The organism is Pseudomonas sp. RV120224-01b, assembly GCF_003208145.1.
GTDB lineage: Bacteria > Pseudomonadota > Gammaproteobacteria > Pseudomonadales > Pseudomonadaceae > Aquipseudomonas > Aquipseudomonas monteilii.
Window position 1 is genome coordinate 262,365 of record NZ_QKMQ01000001.1, and the last position, 20,594, is coordinate 282,958.

Annotated in this window: 17 protein-coding genes and 1 pseudogene; 14 read left to right on the forward strand and 4 right to left on the reverse strand. The window is 63.9% G+C overall.

Annotated elements, in window-relative coordinates:
• Positions 1-49 precede the first annotated feature (49 nt).
• Positions 50-2,497, reverse strand: coding sequence for an acyl-CoA dehydrogenase (locus N436_RS01255; protein WP_110740226.1), 2,448 nt, complete (start codon positions 2,495-2,497; stop codon positions 50-52).
• A 284-nt stretch (positions 2,498-2,781) separates the two neighbouring features.
• On the opposite strand from N436_RS01255, the gene N436_RS01265 reads away from it, so the two are divergent.
• The 3 genes from N436_RS01265 to N436_RS01275 all read left to right on the forward strand — a co-directional run bounded on the left by N436_RS01265 (position 2,782) and on the right by N436_RS01275 (position 5,246).
• Complete coding sequence (locus N436_RS01265) at positions 2,782-3,405, forward strand: glutathione S-transferase (protein WP_110740228.1); 624 nt, start codon at positions 2,782-2,784, stop codon at positions 3,403-3,405.
• A gap of 132 nt (positions 3,406-3,537) precedes the next feature.
• The gene (locus N436_RS01270; protein WP_016715124.1) at positions 3,538-4,470 is read left to right on the forward strand and encodes an ABC transporter ATP-binding protein; all 933 of its coding nucleotides are present in this window, start codon (positions 3,538-3,540) and stop codon (positions 4,468-4,470) included.
• Positions 4,467-5,246 carry an ABC transporter permease gene (locus tag N436_RS01275; protein ID WP_105945367.1) on the forward strand — a complete coding sequence of 260 codons (780 nt, stop codon included), beginning with the start codon at positions 4,467-4,469 and terminating at the stop codon, positions 5,244-5,246. The genes N436_RS01270 and N436_RS01275 overlap by 4 nt, the downstream gene beginning before the upstream one ends.
• Positions 5,247-5,255: 9 nt before the next feature.
• Here the strand turns inward: N436_RS01275 and N436_RS01280 are convergent.
• Positions 5,256-5,762: pseudogene (locus N436_RS01280) on the reverse strand (DUF2062 domain-containing protein); the annotation flags it as partial.
• A 142-nt stretch (positions 5,763-5,904) separates the two neighbouring features.
• On the opposite strand from N436_RS01280, the gene N436_RS01285 reads away from it, so the two are divergent.
• The 8 genes from N436_RS01285 (at position 5,905) to murB (ending at position 12,796) form a co-directional block, all read left to right on the forward strand.
• Positions 5,905-8,121: a DNA internalization-related competence protein ComEC/Rec2 gene (locus N436_RS01285; protein WP_110740229.1), complete on the forward strand. Its 2,217-nt coding sequence runs from the start codon at positions 5,905-5,907 to the stop codon at positions 8,119-8,121.
• A gap of 136 nt (positions 8,122-8,257) precedes the next feature.
• Positions 8,258-8,893 (forward strand): MotA/TolQ/ExbB proton channel family protein, encoded by a 636-nt coding sequence (locus tag N436_RS01290; RefSeq protein ID WP_016391244.1) that lies wholly within the window; start codon positions 8,258-8,260, stop codon positions 8,891-8,893.
• A complete protein-coding gene (locus N436_RS01295; RefSeq protein ID WP_012271149.1) occupies positions 8,890-9,324 on the forward strand; it encodes a biopolymer transporter ExbD in 435 nt (144 codons plus the stop codon). Before N436_RS01290 ends, N436_RS01295 begins: the two co-directional genes overlap by 4 nt.
• On the forward strand, positions 9,324-10,325 hold the full coding sequence (gene lpxK / locus N436_RS01300) for a tetraacyldisaccharide 4'-kinase (protein ID WP_110740230.1): 1,002 nt from the start codon (positions 9,324-9,326) through the stop codon (positions 10,323-10,325). Before N436_RS01295 ends, lpxK begins: the two co-directional genes overlap by 1 nt.
• 44 nt (positions 10,326-10,369) lie before the next feature.
• Positions 10,370-10,555: a Trm112 family protein gene (locus N436_RS01305; protein WP_003247142.1), complete on the forward strand. Its 186-nt coding sequence runs from the start codon at positions 10,370-10,372 to the stop codon at positions 10,553-10,555.
• The gene (gene kdsB, locus N436_RS01310; RefSeq protein WP_110740231.1) at positions 10,552-11,316 is read left to right on the forward strand and encodes a 3-deoxy-manno-octulosonate cytidylyltransferase; all 765 of its coding nucleotides are present in this window, start codon (positions 10,552-10,554) and stop codon (positions 11,314-11,316) included. Before N436_RS01305 ends, kdsB begins: the two co-directional genes overlap by 4 nt.
• Complete coding sequence (locus tag N436_RS01315) at positions 11,316-11,780, forward strand: low molecular weight protein-tyrosine-phosphatase (protein ID WP_105945363.1); 465 nt, start codon at positions 11,316-11,318, stop codon at positions 11,778-11,780. The genes kdsB and N436_RS01315 overlap by 1 nt, the downstream gene beginning before the upstream one ends.
• A complete protein-coding gene (gene murB, locus N436_RS01320) occupies positions 11,777-12,796 on the forward strand; it encodes a UDP-N-acetylmuramate dehydrogenase (protein ID WP_110740232.1) in 1,020 nt (339 codons plus the stop codon). The genes N436_RS01315 and murB overlap by 4 nt, the downstream gene beginning before the upstream one ends.
• A gap of 52 nt (positions 12,797-12,848) precedes the next feature.
• Here the strand turns inward: murB and N436_RS01325 are convergent, their stop codons facing one another.
• Positions 12,849-13,637 carry a hypothetical protein gene (locus N436_RS01325; RefSeq protein ID WP_110740233.1) on the reverse strand — a complete coding sequence of 263 codons (789 nt, stop codon included), beginning with the start codon at positions 13,635-13,637 and terminating at the stop codon, positions 12,849-12,851.
• A gap of 198 nt (positions 13,638-13,835) precedes the next feature.
• Positions 13,836-17,108: a ribonuclease E gene (gene rne, locus N436_RS01330; RefSeq protein WP_110740234.1), complete on the reverse strand. Its 3,273-nt coding sequence runs from the start codon at positions 17,106-17,108 to the stop codon at positions 13,836-13,838.
• Positions 17,109-17,904: 796 nt separating this feature from the next.
• Here rne and rluC point away from each other — a divergent pair.
• The 3 genes from rluC to N436_RS01350 are packed head-to-tail and all read left to right on the forward strand — an operon-like array spanning position 17,905 to position 20,535.
• Complete coding sequence (gene rluC / locus N436_RS01340) at positions 17,905-18,861, forward strand: 23S rRNA pseudouridine(955/2504/2580) synthase RluC (protein WP_025754829.1); 957 nt, start codon at positions 17,905-17,907, stop codon at positions 18,859-18,861.
• A gap of 3 nt (positions 18,862-18,864) precedes the next feature.
• On the forward strand, positions 18,865-19,539 hold the full coding sequence (locus N436_RS01345) for an HAD family hydrolase (RefSeq protein WP_105945359.1): 675 nt from the start codon (positions 18,865-18,867) through the stop codon (positions 19,537-19,539).
• Positions 19,540-19,545: 6 nt separating this feature from the next.
• Positions 19,546-20,535, forward strand: coding sequence for a S49 family peptidase (locus N436_RS01350; RefSeq protein WP_110740235.1), 990 nt, complete (start codon positions 19,546-19,548; stop codon positions 20,533-20,535).
• The last annotated feature ends 59 nt before the right edge of the window (positions 20,536-20,594 follow it).

The window sequence follows — 20,594 nt, forward strand, 5'->3', positions numbered from 1 at the left end:
CTGGCGCCAAGCGAGCACAGGGCCCGATTGGCGCCAAGTCAATTGATGTTTAGCGGATTCTGCCCTGTGTCAGCCTCAGCATTTCTTTGTCGAATGCATCCACATCGATCACCGCCCGTCGTGCCTGTTCCGCCGCATGCAACCGGTACCCCTCCTCAGCTTGCAGTGCCCCACTCGCGACGGCGGCATCGATCACTGACTGCCCGGGAGCTGGATAAACGTTGCTCTCCTTAATCGCCTGATGCAGCACTTTGTGCAGTGGCGTGGCTTCGTCCAGAAGGTCGCAGGCCCGCTGCAGTGCTGCTACCGGGTCGCCCTCGGCTTGTGGTCTAAAGCATCCGGCAAGCAACTCCTCCAGCGCCGGGTCGCCCTTGCTGCGGCCGATCAGTGCTGCCACCTCGGCATCCAGTTCATCGCTCGGCCCGGTATGGCGACGGCCAAAGGGGAACACCAGCACGCGCAGTGCGCAACCGACGAAACGGTTGGGGAAGTTGTCGAGCAGCCGGTCCAACGCCTTTTCCGCCTGGCCCAGGCTTTCTTCCAGGGCCCAGCGCAGCAGTGGCTGCATGTGCTCGGGTGAGCCCAGGTCGTGGTAGCGCTTGAGCGCGGCACTGGACAGGTACAGGTAGCTCAATACATCGCCCAGCCTCGCACTCAGGCGTTCGCGGCGCTTGAGTGCGCCGCCCAGCAGCATCATCGACAGGTCGGCGAGCAGGGCGAAGGCGGCGGCCTGCCGATTGAGGGCACGGAAGTAACCCTGGCTCAAGGCATCCCCGGGTACTGGCTCGAAGCGCCCAAGGCCCAGGTTGAACACCAGCGTGCTGGCGGCGTTACCGGCCGCGAACATGATGTGTTTCATCAGCAGGTCGTCGAATTCTTTCAGTGCCTGCTCCCGGTCATCACGGCCAGCCAAAGCCATTTCTTTCAGCACGAACGGATGGCAGCGGATGGCGCCTTGGCCGAAGATCATCAAGTTGCGCGAGAGAATGTTCGCGCCCTCGACCGTGATGAAGATCGGCGCCCCTTGCCAGTTGCGACCCAGGTAGTTGTTGGGCCCCATGATGATGCCCTTGCCGCCGTGCACGTCCATGGCGTGCTGGATACATTCGCGCCCACGTTCAGTGAGGTGGTACTTGAGAATCGCCGACAACACCGAAGGCTTTTCGCCCAAGTCCACAGCTTTGGCCGTCAGCAGGCGGGCGCTATCCATTAGCCAGGCATTGCCGCCGATGCGTGCCAGTGATTCCTGTATACCTTCGAAGGCTGCCAGCGGCACGTTGAATTGCTCGCGGATGTTGGCGTACTGGCCAGTGACCAGGCTGGTGTACTTGGCAGCACCAGTGCCCACGGCGGGCAGTGAGATGGAACGGCCAACAGACAGGCAGTTCATCAGCATCATCCAGCCCTTGCCGAGCATGGCCTGGCCGCCGATCAGGAAGCTCAGCGGCACGAAAACGTCCTTGCCGCTATTAGGGCCGTTCATGAAGGCGGCGCCCAGCGGCAGGTGGCGTTTGCCGATATCCACGCCGGGGGTTTCGGTTGGGATCAGTGCGAGGCTGATGCCCAGTTCTTCTTCCTCGCCCAGCAGGTGATCCGGGTCGTAGGCCTTGAACGCCAGGCCCAGCAGGGTAGCGACCGGCCCTAGCGTGATGTAGCGTTTTTCCCAGTTCAGGCGAAGGCCGATGACCTCTTCGCCGTTCCACTGGCCTTTGCAGATGACCCCGGTGTCGGGCATTGCACCTGCGTCGGAGCCGGCCAACGGGCCGGTGAGCGCGAAGCAGGGAATGTCATCGCCACGGGCCAGGCGCGGCAGGTAGTGGTTACGTTGTTCGTCGGTGCCGTAGTGCAGCAACAATTCGGCCGGGCCGAGCGAGTTGGGCACCATTACCGTGGACGCCAGGTCGCCGCTGCGCGTGGCCAGTTTCATCGCCACCTGGGAGTGGGCGTAGGCGGAGAAACCTTTGCCGCCGTATTCCTCGGGGATGATCAGGGCGAAGAAGCCATGCTGCTTGATGTGTGCCCAGGCTTCGGGCGGCAGGTCCAGGTCCTGGCCGATCTGCCAGTCGCTGACCATGGCGCACAGGTCCTCAGTGGGGCCGTCGATGAAGGCCTGCTCTTCCTCGGTCAGCTTCGGTGCCGGGTAGGCCAGCAAGGTGCGCCAGTCGGGGCGGCCGCTGAACAGCTCGCCGTCCCACCAGACCGTACCGGCGTCGATTGCCTCGCGCTCGGTTTGCGACATGGGCGGCAGGGTACGCTGGAACCAGCTGAATACCGGGCCGGTGAACACTTTGCGGCGCCAGTCCGGCAGTGCCACCAGGGCGATTTTCAGTGCCAGCACCACCCAGATCAGGGCCAATAGCCAGCCGGGCGCACTGCTGAAAATGCCCATCAGCAGCACATAGGCCGCCATGATGCCCAGTATTTGCAAAGGCGCGAGGCGCCGGTGCGTGAGATATGCCGCGCCGATTACCAGCACCACCAACCACAACAGCAACATAATCGGTCCTCCTTGGAACCAGGGGGCTTTAGCCGTCCCAGACAGCTTAGACGCAACGCTGTGAACGGCAGCTTCAGAACAGTGACAGGGTGTGGCTGCCGGAGTTTCAGTTCTTTGTTTGCCTGTACCGGCCTCTTCGCGGGCACGCCCGCTCCCACAGGATCATCACAATCTTCAAGCCAACGGTATTCCTGTGGGAGCGGGCTTGCCCGCGAAAGGGCCGGTACAGGCGGCGAATGTCTGGAGTAGACTGCACCACCTCCGCATTCATTAAGGACGTTGCCATGCTGAAGATCTGGGGCCGCAAGAATTCGAGCAATGTGCGCAAGGCGCTGTGGATCGCCCACGAGCTGGGTCTGGACTTCGAGTCCATCGACGCCGGCGGTGCTTTCGGCGTGGTCAACGAGCCGCACTACCGCGCCCGCAACCCCAACGGCCTGGTGCCCATGCTCGAAGACGGCGACCTGACCCTGTGGGAGTCCAACACCATCGTCCGCTACCTGTGCGCCGAATACGGCGCCGAGCAGGGCTGGTACCTGGAAGACCCACGTCAACGCGCCCTGGCCGACAAGTGGATGGACTGGACCACCTCATCCTTCGCTGCACCGTTCCGCCCGTTGTTCTGGGGCCTGCTGCGCACCCCGGAAGACCAGCGCGACTGGGTGGCGATCAACGCCGCGCACAAGCAATGCGCCCAGTTGCTGGCCATCGCCGACGAAACCCTGGCCAAACAGCCTTACCTGTCCGGTGACCAGATCGGCATGGGCGACATCCCACTGGGCAGCTTCATCTATGCCTGGTTCGAAATGCCCATCGAGCGCCCGGCCATGTACCACCTGGAAGCCTGGTATGAGCGCCTGAAACAGCGCCCGGCCTATCAGGCCGCGGTGATGACAGCGCTCACCTGACCCTGCTTCGATAGTCATTATCAATAGATGTGACTGTACTTGTGCGGCCTGGCCTTGCACCATGGCCGCACTCACTGCGCCAGTGACTTTACCTGGCGTGTCCTGCACCTTTTTTTCGGTAAGTGACCCGCTATGAGTTCCGCCCTGTCCATCCGACAGCTCACCAAGACCTACGGCAACGGCTTTCAGGCCCTCAAAGGCATCGACCTTGATGTTGCCGAAGGCGACTTCTTCGCCTTGCTCGGCCCTAACGGCGCCGGCAAATCCACCACCATCGGCATCCTGTCCACCCTGGTGAACAAAACCAGCGGCACGGTCAATGTGTTCGGCCATGACCTGGACCGCGAGCCTTCGGCGCTCAAGCGCTGCCTGGGCGTGGTGCCGCAGGAATTCAACTTCAACCAGTTCGAGAAAACCTTCGACATCGTCGTGACCCAGGCCGGCTACTACGGCATCCCACCCAAGGTGGCCAAGGAGCGCGCCGAACAGTACCTGACCCAGCTGGGCCTGTGGGACAAGCGTGATGTGCAGTCGCGTTCGCTGTCGGGTGGCATGAAGCGCCGCTTGATGATCGCCCGCGCACTGATCCACGAGCCGCGCCTGCTCATTCTCGACGAGCCCACCGCAGGTGTGGACATCGAACTGCGCCGCTCGATGTGGAGCTTCCTCACCGAGCTTAACCAGAAAGGCATCACCATCATCCTCACCACCCACTACCTGGAAGAGGCTGAGCAGCTGTGCCGTAACATCGGCATCATCGACCACGGCACCATCGTCGAGAACACCAGCATGCGCCAGTTGCTGGGCAAGCTGCATGTCGAAACCTTCGTGCTCGACCTCAAGCAGGACCTGGCCAGCGCGCCGGTGCTGCAAGGCTACCCGTGCCGGCTGCTGACCCCGCACACCCTTGAGGTGCAAGTGGAAAAGGACATTGGCATCACCGCACTGTTCGGCCAGCTGGCGCTGCAGAACATCGAGGTGCAAAGCCTGCGCAACAAAACCAACCGGCTTGAGGAGCTGTTCGTGTCCCTGGTGGAAAAAAACCTGTCGAAGGTGGCCGTATGAGTGTGGAACTGCGCACCAACTGGGTCGCCCTGAACACCATCGTCTACCGCGAAGTGCGGCGGTTCTTGCGCATCTGGCCGCAAACCTTGCTGCCGCCAGCCATCACCATGGTGCTGTACTTCGTCATCTTCGGTAACCTGATCGGTCGGCAGATCGGCGACATGGGCGGCTTTACCTACATGCAGTACATCGTGCCGGGGCTGATCATGATGTCGGTGATCACCAACTCCTACGGCAACGTGGTGTCGAGCTTCTTCGGCAGCAAGTTCCAGCGCTCGATCGAAGAACTGATGGTGTCGCCGGTATCGCCGCACACCATTCTCGTGGGTTATGTGCTGGGTGGCGTGCTGCGCGGGCTGGCGGTGGGGGTGATCGTGACCCTCCTGTCGATGTTCTTCACCGACCTGCAGGTGCATCACCTGGGCGTGACCGTGGCTGTGGTGCTGCTGACGGCCACCATCTTCTCGCTGCTGGGCTTCGTCAATGCGGTGTTTGCGCGCAACTTCGACGATATTTCGATCATCCCCACCTTCGTGCTGACGCCGCTGACCTACCTGGGCGGGGTGTTCTACTCGATCAACCTGCTGCCGCCGTTCTGGCAGACCGTGTCGCTGGCCAACCCGGTGCTGCACATGGTCAACTCGTTCCGCTACGGCATTCTAGGGGTGTCGGATATCAGCATTGGCACGGCGATCACCTTCATGTTGGTCGCCACCGCAGTGCTCTATGGGGTGTGCGTTCGCTTGCTGGTCAGCGGCCGCGGCATGCGGGCCTGAGGCCTTGCACCGGCATTGGCGACGGCGCCACTGCCGGCCCACCCACCAGCGCCAGTACAGCATGGTGGCGAAGTAGCCGGCGATGCCCAGCACCACGCCGCACACCACCGAACCGAGCAGGAAAGGTTGCCACAGCGTCGACAGCTGGTCGGTGATCCATTGGAAGGTCAGCTCGTCGGGCAGGGTGCGCGGCGGCACCTGCATCAGCCAGGCGCCGGTCATGTAGGTGACGAAGAACACCGGCGGCATGGTCAGCGGGTTGGTCAGCCACACCAGGCTGACGGCAATCGGCAGGTTACCGCGCACCGGAATGGCCAGCGCGGCGGCCAGCAGCATTTGCGCCGGCATCGGGATCAACGCCGCAAACAGGCCCACACCCATGGCCCGTGCCACTGAATGACGGTTCAGGTGCCAGAGGTTCGGGTCGTGCAGCAGCTTGCCGAAAAAGCGTAAGGACTTGTGTTCCCGAATGCTGGTCGGGTCCGGCATGTAGCGTTTGAAAAGTCGGCGCGGCATGTAGGCTCCCGGAGCGTTGATCCGGGCAGTATGCCTTGATTCGGATTCAGCCTCGTTTAGAGTTTGTGACAATTGTTGAGCAAGGGTTGCCGGCAATTGGGCTATGCCTCAGAGGGTGATTTGCCTTCTGGAGCTCTACCTCATGCGCACAGGGATGTTTGCGCTCGCGCTCGGGCTGTTGTGCCTGGGCTTTCTCCCCGCATTGCCATCGGTCGGATGGTTGATCGCGCTGGCTGCCTGCGCTGTCGCCAGCCTGTTCACCCGCGTGTGGCCGTTGGGCTGCTTTCTGCTGGGCCTGTGCTGGGCTTGCGGGTCTGCCCAGCAGGCCCTTGATGATCGCCTGGCTGCCGGCCTGGATGGCCGCACCTTGTGGCTGGAAGGGCGGGTGGTCGGCTTGCCGGCCCGAACGGCACAAGGCGTGCGCTTCGAGCTGGACGCGGCACGCTCGCGGCGGGCCGAGCTGCCGCAGCGCCTGCAACTGAGCTGGTTCGGCGGGCCGCCTCTGCGGGCGGGCGAGCAGTGGCGGCTGGCCGTGACCTTGCAGCGTCCGGCCGGGCTGTCGAACCCGCATGGGCCAGACCGCGAGGCGCAGTTGCTGGCGCGGCGGGTGGGTGCCACGGGCACGGTCAAGGCGGGGCAGCTGCTGGCGCCAGTAACCGGTGGTTGGCGCGATGCGCTGCGTCAGCGCTTGCTCGCAGTCGAGGCCAATGGCCGAACGGCGGCGTTGGTGGCGCTGGTGTTGGGTGACGGGGCGGGCCTGGCCCGGGAAGACTGGCAGACGTTGCAGGCCACCGGCACGGTGCACCTGCTGGTGATTTCTGGCCAGCATATCGGCCTGGTCGCCGGTTTGCTGTATGGCCTGGTTGCCGGGCTGGCGCGCTGGGGGTTGTGGCCTGCACGGCTGCCCTGGTTGCCCTGGGCGTGTGGCCTGGCCATGACCGCAGCACTGGCCTACGGTTGGCTGGCCGGTGCGGGCGTGCCGGTGCAGCGCGCCTGCCTGATGTTGGCCGTGGTGTTGCTCTGGCGTCTGCGTTTTCGCCACCTCGGTGCACTGTTGCCGCTGTTGCTGGCGCTGGTCGTGGTGTTGCTGGTCGAACCGCTGGCGGCGCTGTTGCCGGGGTTCTGGCTGTCGTTTACCGCAGTCGCCACGCTTATCTATTGCTTCAGTGCCCGGCTAGGGGGCTGGCGGCCCTGGCAAGCCTGGACACGGGCGCAATGGGTCATCGCCATCGGTTTGCTGCCAGTGTTGTTGGCGACTGGCCTGCCGGTGAGCTTGAGTGCGCCGTTGGCCAATCTGGTAGCGGTGCCGTGGATCAGCCTGGCGGTGTTGCCGATGGCGCTGCTGGGCACGGTGCTGCTGCCATTGCCCGGGGTAGGGGAGGCGTTGTTATGGCTGGCGGGCGGGCTGCTGGACCTGTTGTTCCGAGGGTTGGCGTTGGTGGCGCAACAGCGCCCGGCCTGGATGCCGGCGGCATTGCCAGTGTGGGCCTGGTTACTGGTTTGCCTGGGGGCGCTGTTGGTGCTGCTGCCTCGGGGCGTGCCGTTGCGTGGGTTGGGGGGCGTGATGCTGTTGGCCCTGTGGGTGCCGAGGGAGGCGGTGCCGCTTGGGCAGGTCGAAGTCTGGCAACTGGACGTCGGCCAAGGGCTGGCAGTGCTGTTGCGCACCCGCCATCACAACCTGCTTTACGATGCCGGGCCGGCCAAGGGTGACAGTGACCTGGGCGAGCGGGTGGTGCTGCCGACCCTGCGCAAGCTGGGGGTGGCGGGCCTTGACGTGATGCTGGTCAGCCACGCCCATGCTGATCATGCGGGCGGCGCTGCCGCCATCCAGCGAGGTCTGCCGGTGCGGCGGATAATCGGTGGGGAAGCGCTGAACGATGTTCCGTTGCAACCTTGTGTCAGCGGCGAGCGATGGGACTGGGATGGCGTGCGATTTTCGCTATGGCGCTGGGCCGACGGACAGAGCAGCAATGACCGCTCATGCGTGCTGATGGTCGAGGCGCAGGGCGAGCGCTTGCTGCTGGCGGGGGATATGGAAGCCGGTGCCGAACGGGCCTGGCTGGCTGCCGCCGAGACGCCGAGGGTCGACTGGTTGCAGTCGCCACACCATGGCAGCCGCAGCTCGTCCAGCGAGGCCTTCATCCGTGCCACGGCGCCGCGCGGGGTGCTGATTTCGCGGGGGCGCAACAATAGCTTCGGGCACCCGCATGTGCAGGTGGTCGAGCGCTATCGGCGGTATGGGGTGGCGATACATGATACGGCGGTGGAGGGGGCGTTGCGGTTGGTGCTGGGGCGGCAGGAGGGGGTTGAGGGTGTGCGCAGGCAGCGGCGATTCTGGCGTGATGTTGGCGGTGGCTGACAGGGCCCTTTCGCGGGTAAAGGCACCTGAAAGCTCAAGTCAGAAACCGAGGCAGGCCAATTCCCTGACCTCCGGCAGATGAGCCCTCGGCGCGCCTATGGTAGAGTGGCGGCCTTTTTCCGAAGGGGCGTTTACTGTGTGGGAATTGGTCAAGTCCGGTGGTTGGATGATGCTGCCGATCATTCTGAGTTCCATCGCTGCCATGGCTATCGTCGTCGAGCGCCTGTGGACCCTGCGCGCCAGTCGCGTCACCCCGCCGCACCTGCTGGGCCAGGTGTGGATGTGGATCAAGGACAAGCAACTGACCAGTGACAAGCTCAAGGCCCTGCGCGCCGATTCGCCGCTGGGCGAAATCCTCGCCGCTGGCTTGGCCAACTCGCGTCACGGTCGTGAAATCATGAAAGAGTGCATCGAGGAAGCCGCCTCGCGCGTCATCCACGAACTGGAGCGCTACATCAGCACCCTCGGCACCATTGCCGCCATGGCCCCGCTGCTGGGCCTGCTGGGCACCGTGCTGGGCATGATCGACATCTTCAGTGCCTTCATGGGCTCGCAGATGACCGCCAACGCCGCCGTACTGGCCGGGGGGATCTCCAAGGCCCTGGTGACCACCGCTGCAGGCCTGATGGTCGGTATCCCGGCCGTGTTCTTCCACCGTTTCCTGCTGCGCCGCATCGATGAACTGGTGGTCGGCATGGAGCAGGAAGCGATCAAGCTGGTGGAAGTGATCCAGGGCGACCGTGAAGTGGAAGTGGCCGGAGGCAAGGCGTGAAGTTCCGGCGCAATCGCCAGCGGGAGAACGTCGACATCAACCTGGCGTCGCTGATCGACGTGGTGTTCGTCCTGCTGCTGTTCTTCGTGGTTACCACCACCTTTACCCGCGAGACTCAGCTGCGTGTCGAGCTGCCCGAAGCCGCCAGCGCCGAGCAGGCGCCGGCCGACCAGGGCAAGCTGGTGGAAATCACCATCAGCGCTGAGGGCGTGTATTCGGTGAATAATCACCTGCTGCCCAAAAGCGACCTGGCCACCTTGAGCGAAGCCATCGAGCGTGAATCGGGCGGCGACAACAAGCTGCCGCTGGCCATCAGCGCCGACGGCAAGACGCCGCATCAGGCTGTGGTCACTGCAATGGATGCCGCCGGCAAGCTCGGTTTCAGCCAGTTGCGCATGACCACCGTCGAGGCGGCCCAGGGCACGCCTTGATGGCTTTCGCCGACCGTTTGCTCGCCGCCTGGTACGCCGGGCACCCGGCGCTGGCGCTGCTGCGCCCGCTAGAGGCGCTGTACCGCCGCGTGGTCACACGTAAACGGGCGCGTTTTCTCAGCGGTGAAAGTGCCAGCTACCGGGCGCCGGTGCCGGTCATCGTGGTGGGCAATATCACCGTCGGGGGTACCGGCAAAACGCCAATGATCCTCTGGCTGATCGAGCACTGCCGTCAGCAGGGGCTGAAGGTGGGTGTGGTCAGCCGTGGCTATGGCGCCAAGCCGCCGCAGTTGCCCTGGCGTGTGCAGGCTGACCAGGCCGCCGAGCAGGCCGGTGATGAGCCACTGCTGATCGTGCAGCGCACTGGCGTGCCACTGATGATCGACCCCGACCGTTCCCGCGCCGTGCAGGCGTTGTTGGCCAGCGAACCGCTCGACCTGATCCTGTGCGACGACGGCATGCAGCACTACCGCCTTGCCCGTGATCTGGAACTGGTACTGATTGATGCCGCACGGGGCCTGGGCAATCGCCGTTGCCTGCCGGCCGGCCCCTTGCGCGAGCCCGCAGAACGCCTGAACGACGCCGACGCAGTGCTGTTCAATGGTGCCAGCACAGACCGCGCCGAGGGTTTTGGCTTTTGCCTGCAACCGTCCGCGCTGGTCAACCTGCGCAGTGGCGAACGCCGGGCGCTTGATCACTTTCCAGCCGGCCAGCGTCTGCACGCGGTGGCCGGTATCGGCAACCCGCAACGTTTCTTCAATACCCTGCTGGGGCTAAACTGGCAGCCGGTACCGCACCCCTTTGCCGACCATGCGCAGTTCAGCGCCCAGAGCCTGGCGTTCAGCCCGCCGCTGCCGTTGGTCATGACCGAGAAGGATGCGGTGAAATGCCGGGCCTTCGCCGCTGACGACTGGTGGTACCTGGCCGTCGAGGCGCAGCCCACCCCGGCGTTCAGCGCCTGGTTCGACAGCCAGCTGCAGCGCCTGCTGCGCAAGCCCTGAGCCCGTTTTCAATTTCCGGCCGACTGGCCTAAAGGAAGCCTCCAATGGACACCAAACTGCTCGATATCCTGGCCTGCCCGATCACCAAGGGCCCGCTCAAGCTCAGCGCCGACAAGACCGAGCTGATCAGCAAGGGCGCCGGCCTGGCCTACCCGATCCGCGACGGCATCCCGGTCATGCTGGAAAGCGAGGCGCGCACCCTGACCGACGACGAGCGTCTGGACAAATGAGCCTGGACTTCACGGTAGTGATTCCCGCCCGGTTGCGCTCCACGCGCCTGCCGGGCAAGCCGCTGCTGGCGATTGCCGGCAAGCCGATGGTGCAGCATGTGTGGGAGCAGGCGCGTAAAAGCGCTGCCAGTCGCGTGGTCATCGCCACCGACGACGCCAGCATCCTCGAAGCGTGCCAAGGCTTTGGTGCCGAAGTGCTGATGACCCGCGCCGACCACGAGTCGGGCACCGACCGCCTGGCCGAAGTGGCCGCACAGCTGGGCCTGCCGGCTGACGCCATCGTGGTCAACGTGCAGGGCGACGAGCCGCTGATTCCGCCGGTCATCATCGACCAGGTGGCCGCCAACCTGGCGGCGCATCCAGAGGCTGGCATCGCCACCCTGGCCGAGCCGATCCATGAGCCGGAAACCGTGTTCAACCCCAACGCGGTCAAGGTGGTCAGTGACAAGAACGGCCTGGCCCTGACCTTCAGCCGTGCACCGCTGCCCTGGGCTCGCGATGCCTTTGCCAAGGACCGCAATGTGCTGCCGGAGGGCGTGCCGTATCGCCGCCACATCGGCATGTACGCCTACCGCGTTGGCTTCCTGCAGGACTTCGTCGGCTGGGGGCCATGCTGGCTTGAACAGACCGAAGCGCTGGAGCAGCTGCGTGCCCTGTGGCATGGCGTGCGCATTCACGTCGAGGACGCCATCGAGGCGCCCGCCGTGGGTGTGGATACCCCTGAAGACCTGGAGCGCGTACGGCGCTTGCTGGAGGCCTGATGCGCGTCCTGTTCGTGTGCCTGGGCAACATCTGCCGTTCGCCCACTGCCGAAGGCGTGCTGCGCCATCAATTGCAGGCCGCCGGGCTGGCCGACAAGGTGCAGGTGGCGTCTGCCGGCACGGGTGACTGGCATGTGGGCAAGGCGCCTGACAGCCGTACCTGCAAGGCGGCGCTGGCGCGTGGTTACGACCTTTCGCAGCAGCGTGCCCAGCAGGTCAAGGCGGCGCACTTCGCCGAATATGACCTGGTCCTGGCGATGGACGAGAGCAACCTGCGCGACCTGCGCGCCCTGCGCCCGCACAACGCAGTGGGCGAGCTTGACTTGTTCCTGCGCCGCTATGGTGCTGCGCTGGATGAAGTGCCAGACCCGTATTACGGCGGCGCAGACGGCTTCGAGCAGGTGCTGGACCTGGTCGAGGCGGCGTGCCAGGCGCTGGTGCTGGAAATCAAGGGGCGGCTATGACAGTGCAGTGGCAGGAGCAGATATCGCTCAAGCCTTACAACACCTTCGGCATCGACGTGAAGGCTCGCTACTTCAGCCAGGCGCAGGATGACCAGCAGGTACGTCAGGCGCTGAGCCAGGCGCATCAGCAGGGCCTGCCGGTGCTGGTGATCGGCGGCGGCAGCAACCTGCTGCTGACCCGTGACATCGATGCGCTGGTGCTGCACATGGCCAGCCGTGGCCGTCGTGTGCTCAGCGACGATGGTGAACGTATCGTGGTCGAGGCCGAGGCGGGTGAGCCATGGCACCCGTTCGTGCAGTGGACGCTGGCGCAGGGCTATTGTGGGCTTGAAAACCTCAGCCTGATCCCTGGCACTGTGGGCGCCGCGCCGATGCAGAACGTGGGCGCCTATGGGGTAGAGATCAAGGACGTGTTTGCCGGCCTGACGGCGCTGGACCGCGAGACAGGTGAGCTGCGTGAGTTTGGTTTGGCGGACTGTGATTTCGGTTATCGCGACAGCGTGTTCAAGCGCAACCCTGGTCGCTGGTTGATCTTGCGTGTGCGCTTTGCCTTGAGCCATACCCTGCAGGCCCATCTCGATTACGGCCCGGTGCGCCAGCGGCTGACGGAGCAGGGCGCGACCGAGCCGACTGCCCAGGCAATCAGTGATGCCATTTGCAGCATTCGCCGCGAGAAGCTGCCAGACCCTGCGGAGTTGGGTAATGCCGGGAGCTTCTTCAAGAACCCGGTGGTGTCGGCCGCGCAGGTCGAGCGTATTCGTGCGCATTGCCCTGGCGTGGTGGCTTATCCTCAGGCCGAAGGCCAGGTGAAGCTGGCGGCGGGCTGGTTGATCGAGCAGGCGGGCTGGAAGGGGCATCGCGAGGGGGATGCCGGTGTTCATCGCTTGCAGTCGCTGGTGCTGGTCAACTACGGCCAGGCGAGCGGGGCGCAGATGCATGCGCTGGCGCAACGCATTCAGGCTGACATCCTGGAGCGGTTCGGGGTTGAGCTGGAGATGGAGCCTAACCTCTACTGATCGAGGGGCTGCGGAGCAGCCCCGACGTGCATGTTAGCGGGCAAAACCGCTTCTAGAGCAACCCCTTCAGTTGTTTGGTCCACTCGAAGTCTGTGGCTTGCAATGTGTCATCACCCTCAAGCACACCGTCACGGTCCACGGCGTAGGAGAAGATGCCGCCCTTGCGCCCCTGGCTTGGGTTCCAGGCGGCATAGGCGTGAGCAGTACTGCTTTCAAAAGGGACCTTCACATCGCCCCAGCGAAAGCCGCGTTCTTCATAGAATGAGAAGCCAACCAGAAACTTCGACGGCGCAAGAAAGTCATTGAACATTCGGTCAAAATGCTGTTGTACGCTGCCTGGATTCTGGCCATAGGCCTGGAAAAGTACGTAATCCAGCTGAGGTTCCAGTGAGCGAAGCAGGCTGGCGTCGCCCCGCTCAGTGGTGTCGTAGATGAACAACCGGTCTGGGCCTAGCAGTTGTTTCAGTTCTCGGGAAATGGCTTCGGCCTGATTGCGTTGAGTTTCTGTCAGTGTGCGTTCGATATCGATATCGAGGCCGTCCAGGCCATTCGTCGATGAAAAGAAGCGCTGGAAGATGGCATCGGCTGTTGCACCAAGTTCGATCAGTTCGTCAATGGCGACTGTGCGAACGACTTTGATGTTTTTCTGGTGCAAGGCCGGAATGATGTCCGACTCAAGCGTCTTCCAGTAAGTGGCTGGTTCGTTGCCGTCAGGAAAGACGAAAGCGATATCCACCTCGGCCGGTAGATCACGCATGGATACCTTGTTTTCCGGGGCGCCAGTCGCAATGTCGCGCCAGGAGCGGAAATAGCACGCCATGATGCTTTGTTGGTTTTTCATAAGGTTTCTCGGCGAGCAAATGAGTTCGAGTGAGTCCCGACGGTATCACCGGGCTAACGCAGCCACTACTGGCAAATCTGCTAGGTCTGTCAGGTTGGGCACTGTAGAGGCGTATCGAACAAAGCGACCATTTCCGCTTGACCAAGAAAAAGCCCCGCCAGTTCGCACTGGCGGGGCTTTTTCATTCAGCCTTGGCTATCAACCGTGATGAGGCTTGTGCTCATCGGCGGCTTCCAGGGCTGGCTCCTCGGAGGCAGCAGCAGCTTCCTGTGCAGCTTTGGCGGCAGCCTCGGCCTCACGCTTGCGGCGGCGCACTTCACGCGGGTCGTTCGGCGCACGGCCGTTGGCCAGCATGACAGTAGCAGGCTCTGCCGCTACCGGGGCTTCGACCGGCGCAGGCTCGACCGCCACAGGTGCCGGCTCGGCCACAACTTCTGGTTGGGCTTCAACAACCGGTGCAGGCTGCTCGACAACCGGAGCGGCTTCGACCACGGCCGGGGCCTGTTCGATTTCACCGGCTTCGACCACCGGGGCCTCCACTGGCGCCTCGGCAGCCAGGACCGGCTCGGCAGCAGGGGCTTCCTCAACGGCTGGCTGCGGGGCGACTTCGACCACTGGCGCGGCAGTGACTTCGGCCACGACCACCGGCTCGCTGACAGGCTGCTCGACCACTGGGGCCACGGCAACTTCCTCGGCCTTGGCGACCGCTTCGGCCTGCTCTACTTTTTCAGCCTGTTCAACTGGCTGGGCGGCTTCGCTGTTGTCGGTCTCTGCAACGACGGCAACTTCAGCGGTAGCACGCTCGGCCTGCTGATTGGCCTGGGCCTCGGCGTCGGCGCTGATGTTGCTGCTGGCGACAGCAGCAGTTACCGCCAGGCCAGCGGCCAGTTCGGCACCCAGCTCGGTGGCCTGGTGCTGTTGTGGCTGCTCTTCGCTGCCTTCTTCTTCGCCGTCGATCAGCTCGCCATTGGCGTTGCGCTGACGCTCGCGACGGTTGCTGCGACGACGCTGGCCACGGGAGCGGCGGCGCGGGCGCTCGCCATCGGTGCCTTCCTGCTCGTCTTGCAGCAGTTCTTCGTTTGGCAGTTGCTCTTCGGCCAGTTCGGCAGCCTGCTCAGCTGCTTCTTCGGCTACCCGTGGCTGACGCTCTTCGCGTGGTGGGCGTGGAGCACGCTCCTCGCGTGGGGCGCGTTCTTCACGAGGTGCGCGTTCTTCGCGTGGGGCACGCTCTTCACGCGGAGCACGTTCTTCGCGTGGGGCGCGCTCTTCACGCGGCGCACGTTCTTCACGTGGTGCGCGTTCTTCGCGCGGTGCACGTTCTTCACGTGGCGCGCGCTCTTCACGGGCTACACGTTCTTCGCGTGGCTGACGCTCTTCGCGTTCGGCTGGCGGAGTGGCATCCAGCGGCTCGCGCAGTTCGCGCACGCGCTCTTCGCCACGGTTGCTGCGGCGGTCTTCGCGCGGCTGGCGTGGTGCGCGTTCTTCACGCGGTGCACGCTCTTCGCGTGGGGCGCGTTCTTCACGTGGCGCACGCTCTTCGCGCGGAGCGCGTTCCTCGCGTGGCTGGCGTTCTTCGCGTGGCGCGCGCTCGGCACGCTCTTCACGCGGCTTGCGCTCTTCGTCGCGGCGGCCGTTGCGGTTGCGGCTTTGCTGGCGGCCGTTGCGGCGCTCTTCGTTGCGCGGGCTGCGTTCGGCAGCCGGTTTTTCGGTGGCGGTGGTAACGACCGGTGCGGCAGCAGGCTCGTCCTTGCCGGCGAACAGGCTGACCAGCGACTTCACCAGGCCCTTGAACAGGCTTGGCTCCGGAGCGCTCGGGGCAGGGGCGACCGGTGCTGCAGGCTGCTGCTCTTCAGCGGCGGCGGGTACTGGCGCATTGGCGCGGGCCGGAGCGGTCTTCACCGCGGCTTCCTGGCGTACCAGGGTGCGGGTGGCGGTCGGCTGCGGCGCTTCTTCGGCCTCGGCGGCGGCGATTTCGTAGCTGGACTGGTTGTTCAGCACTTCCGGGTTGTCGTCGCGCAGACGCTGGACTTCGAAGTGCGGGGTTTCCAGGTGGTCGTTCGGCAGGATGATGATGCGCGCACGGGTGCGCAGTTCGATCTTGGTGATCGAGTTGCGCTTCTCGTTGAGCAGGAACGCGGCTACCGGGATCGGGACCTGGGCGCGGACTTCGGCGGTGCGGTCCTTCAGGGCTTCTTCTTCGATCAGGCGCAGGATGGCCAGCGACAGCGACTCGACGTCACGGATGATGCCGGTGCCGGAGCAGCGCGGGCAGACGATGCCGCTGCTTTCGCCCAGCGACGGGCGCAGGCGCTGACGGGACATTTCCAGCAGGCCGAAGCGCGAAATGCGGCCAACCTGCACGCGGGCGCGGTCGGCTTCCAGGCATTCGCGAACGCGCTCTTCCACGGCGCGCTGGTTCTTCGCCGGGGTCATGTCGATGAAGTCGATGACGATCAGGCCGCCGATGTCACGCAGGCGCAGCTGGCGGGCGATTTCTTCGGCCGCTTCCAGGTTGGTCTGCAGGGCGGTTTCTTCGATGTCGCTGCCTTTGGTGGCGCGCGCCGAGTTGATGTCGATGGACACCAGGGCTTCGGTCGGGTCGATCACGATCGAACCACCGGACGGCAGGTCGACCACGCGCTGGAAGGCGGTTTCGATCTGGCTTTCGATCTGGAAGCGGTTGAACAGCGGCACGCTGTCTTCGTACAGCTTCACTTTGCTGGCGTACTGCGGCATCACCTGGCGGATGAAGGTCAGGGCTTCTTCCTGGGCGTCGATGCTGTCGATCAGCACTTCACCGATGTCCTGGCGCAGGTAGTCGCGGATGGCGCGGATGATGACGTTGCTTTCCTGGTAGATCAGGAACGGCGCGGCGCGGTCCAGGGACGCTTCCTTGATGGCGGTCCACAGTTGCAGCAGGTAGTCGAGGTCCCACTGCATCTCTTCGCTGCTGCGGCCAAGGCCGGCAGTGCGCACGATCAGGCCCATGTCGCCCGGCACGGTCAGGCCGTTCAGGGCTTCGCGCAGTTCGTTGCGCTCTTCGCCTTCGATGCGGCGGGAGATGCCACCGGCACGCGGGTTGTTGGGCATCAGTACCAGGTAGCGGCCGGCCAGGCTGATGAAGGTGGTGAGGGCGGCGCCTTTGTTGCCGCGCTCTTCCTTCTCGACCTGGACGATGACTTCCTGGCCTTCGCTGAGCACTTCCTTGATGTTGACGCGGCCTTCGGGGGCCTTCTTGAAGTATTCGCGGGAGATTTCTTTCAGCGGCAGGAAGCCGTGACGTTCGGAGCCGAAGTCGACGAAGGCGGCTTCGAGGCTGGGTTCGATGCGGGTGATCTTGCCTTTGTAGATGTTGGCCTTTTTCTGCTCGCGCGCACCGGACTCGATGTCCAGGTCGTAGAGACGTTGGCCGTCCACCAGGGCTACACGCAACTCTTCGGGTTGAGTCGCGTTAATCAGCATTCTTTTCATGTTGTACCGTCGGTTTCCGGGCTGCCGGAAACGGCGTTCGGCACACACGACGTCTCATGGTCGGTGCCAAGGTGCGCAAAGGGTGGCCGGGCCACCCCCGTGTCGAGCGACGTTCGGCACCAGCCGGTTGCCCAGCCTGCCGTTGTCGCGACGACGCGTCCTGTTTGCTGCGGTGCCAACAAGGCCCCGGTGGCTTCGAATAGGAATCCGAATCAACCAAGCGGGCCTTGTGCACTCAGTCAGGAGGAGGAATCAACCGTCAGCCGTGGACGCCCGGGGGCATCTGTTCAGGACCTTATCCGCTCGCCAGCCGTCAGTGGGCTGGTGGCCGGACGCGGTGCTACACGGTCCGAGGGCTGTGCATCTCCACCCTGCACGTATCCCTGATAATTCGGGTGCTGCCGCGCGCTGAATCCGCAACGGGTTGCATTTTTCGCCACTGCAGGTACTGCACTGGCGCCATTCATGTCCAAGGCAGGTATTTCCGAAGCATTCGCCGTGCGTTGCGTGGAAGCGACGGGGCGGGCAGAGGTGCAGCGAAAAGAATCGGGTAAGCAGGTGAAACACCGCACTTGTCGTTTTTTTTCGGTCTTCTCTACACAGCGCTGGTGGCGATTCCAGGCAATTCGGTAAACTGGCGAAAACCCCGTAGGACGGCCTCGCGTCCTGGAGAATTGCGTTGGTCAGGGCCGGCAAAGAGCCTGGTGCCGCTGGCCTGCCGCTTTTGGCGGCGTTCGCGACTATAGCAGCAATGATTAAGTGCTTCAATTCCATAAAAAATTGTTATGATCCCGCCATGACGACCAATACCCCTCCGACTTCCGGCGTTCAGCTGATCGAAGTCGCGCCGGAGCTTGCCGGCCAACGCATCGACAATTTCCTCATCACGGCCCTCAAGGGCGTGCCCAAAACCTTGGTCTACCGCATCCTGCGCAAGGGTGAAGTGCGGGTGAACAAGGGGCGGGTCAAGCCGGAGTACAAGATCCAGGCTGGCGACATCGTGCGGGTGCCGCCCGTCCGCCTGCCGGAGCGTGACGAGCCGGCGCCGGTGGCCCAGGGCCTGCTGCAGCGCCTTGAGGCCGCCATTGTCTACGAAGACAAGGCGCTGATCGTGATGAACAAACCGGCTGGCATTGCCGTGCACGGCGGCAGTGGCCTGAGCTTTGGTGTGATCGAGGCGCTGCGCCAACTGCGCCCGGACGCCAAGGAGCTGGAGCTGGTGCATCGCCTGGACCGCGACACATCCGGCCTGCTGATGATCGCCAAGAAGCGCAGCATGCTGCGCCACCTGCATGCCGCACTGCGCGGCGACGGTGTCGACAAGCGCTACATGGCGCTGGTGCGCGGCCACTGGCCCACCTCGAAGAAGCAGGTCAATGCGCCCTTGCTCAAGAGCAACCTGCGCTCCGGCGAGCGCATGGTCGAAGTGAACGAGGAGGGCAAGGAGGCGCTGACCCTGTTCCGCGTGCTGCGCCGCTTTGGCGAGTTCGCGACCATTGTCGAGGCGCGCCCGATCACCGGCCGCACCCACCAGATCCGCGTGCACACCTTGCATGCCGGGCACATGATTGCTGGCGACAGCAAGTACGGTGACGAAGACTTCAGTCGCGAGATCCGCGAGCTGGGTGGCAAGCGCCTGTTCCTGCACGCCTACGCGCTGACCGTGCCACTGCCGGACGGTGGTGAGCTCAAGCTTGAAGCGCCCGTGGATGAAGTGTGGGCGAAAACCGTTGAGCGTCTGAGTGCGTCCTGACCTATGAAAAAAGGCTATGAGCTACTGATCTTCGACTGGGACGGCACGCTGGCCGATTCCATCGGGCGCATCGTCGAGGCCATGAATGCCGCTGCCGATCGCGCCGGCGAGGCGCAAAGCAGTGACGAGGCGGTCAAGGGAATCATCGGCCTGGCCCTGGGCGAGGCCATTCATACCCTGTACCCGCACCTGGCGCCTGCGCAGGTCGAAACCTTCCGTCAGCACTATGCCGATATCTACATGGCGCTGGACCAGCAGCCTTCGCCGTTGTTCGATGGCGTTGTCGAGTCGCTGGACGCCTTCCGTGCCGAGGGTTACCGCCTGGCGGTGGCTACCGGCAAGGCGCGTCGCGGCCTGGACCGGGTGCTCAAGGCCAACGGTTGGGAGGCGTTCTTCGATATCACTCGCGCCGCCGACGAAACCCGTGGCAAGCCGCATCCTTTGATGCTTGAGGAAATCCTCGGCCATTGCGGCGTCGAACCCGGGCGTGCGCTGATGGTCGGAGATTCGGCGTTCGACCTGCAGATGGCCAGCAATGCCGGTATGCATTCGGTGGCGGTGGGCTATGGCGCCATGTCGCTGCAGGCGCTGGCCGAATTCGGCCCGCAGGTAAGCATCAATCACTTTTCCCAGTTGCGCGAGTGGCTGGCTGGTTCCGCAATTCCACTTCCAAGGTAGGTAAACATGGCAGACGAATGGAAAGCCCCCGAGGCCGAGCCCGAGGAGCGTGAAGAGCGCAAAAGCTGGAAGCTGCTGGAGAAGACCCTGCTGGCCAGCGTGCAGGAGCAGCGTCGGTCGCGGCGCTGGGGCATCTTCTTCAAGCTGCTGACCTTCGTCTACCTGTTCGGCATCCTGGCGTTGTTCACGCCGCTCATGGACATGGACAAGGCAGCATCGCGCAGTGCCAGTCATACCGCGCTGGTCGAAGTGCGCGGGGTGATTGCCGACCAGGAAGCCGCCAGTGCCGACAATATCGTCAAGAGCCTGCGCGAGGCGTTCAAGGACAGCAAGACCAAGGCTGTGGTGATGCGCATCAACAGCCCAGGTGGCAGCCCGGTGCAGGCAGGCTATGTGTATGACGAAATCCGCCGCTTGCGTGCCGAATACCCGGCCATCAAGCTGTATGCGGTCATTGCGGATCTTGGTGCGTCCGGTGCCTATTACATCGCCAGTGCGGCGGATGAAATCTATGCCGATAAAGCCAGTCTGGTCGGTTCCATTGGTGTGACGGCGGCCGGCTATGGTTTTGTCGGCACCATGGAGAAGCTGGGCGTGGAGCGGCGTTCTTACACGTCGGGTGAGCACAAGGCGTTTCTTGACCCGTTCTCACCGGAAAAGCCTGATGAAACCCGGTTCTGGCAGGGTGTGCTGGACACCACGCACAACCAGTTCATTGCCATGGTCAAGCAGGGCCGTGGCGAGCGTCTGAAGGACAAAGAGCATCCGGAGCTGTTCAGCGGCCTGATCTGGTCGGGTGAGCAGGCCAAGGCGCTGGGGTTGGTGGACGGGCTGGGCAGTGCCGGCTATGTGGCGCGTGAGGTCGTTGGTGAGAAAGAGTTGGTGGACTTCACCGTTCAGGAGTCGCCGTTCGACCGCTTCTCCAAGCGCGTGGGGGCCAGCGTGGCTGAGCACCTGGCGATGTGGATGGGGTTCCAGGGGCCGCAGTTGCGCTGAGTACCTGTTCCGGCCCTATCGCCGGCAAGCCAGCTCCCACCTCGATCGCGTTGCTTTCA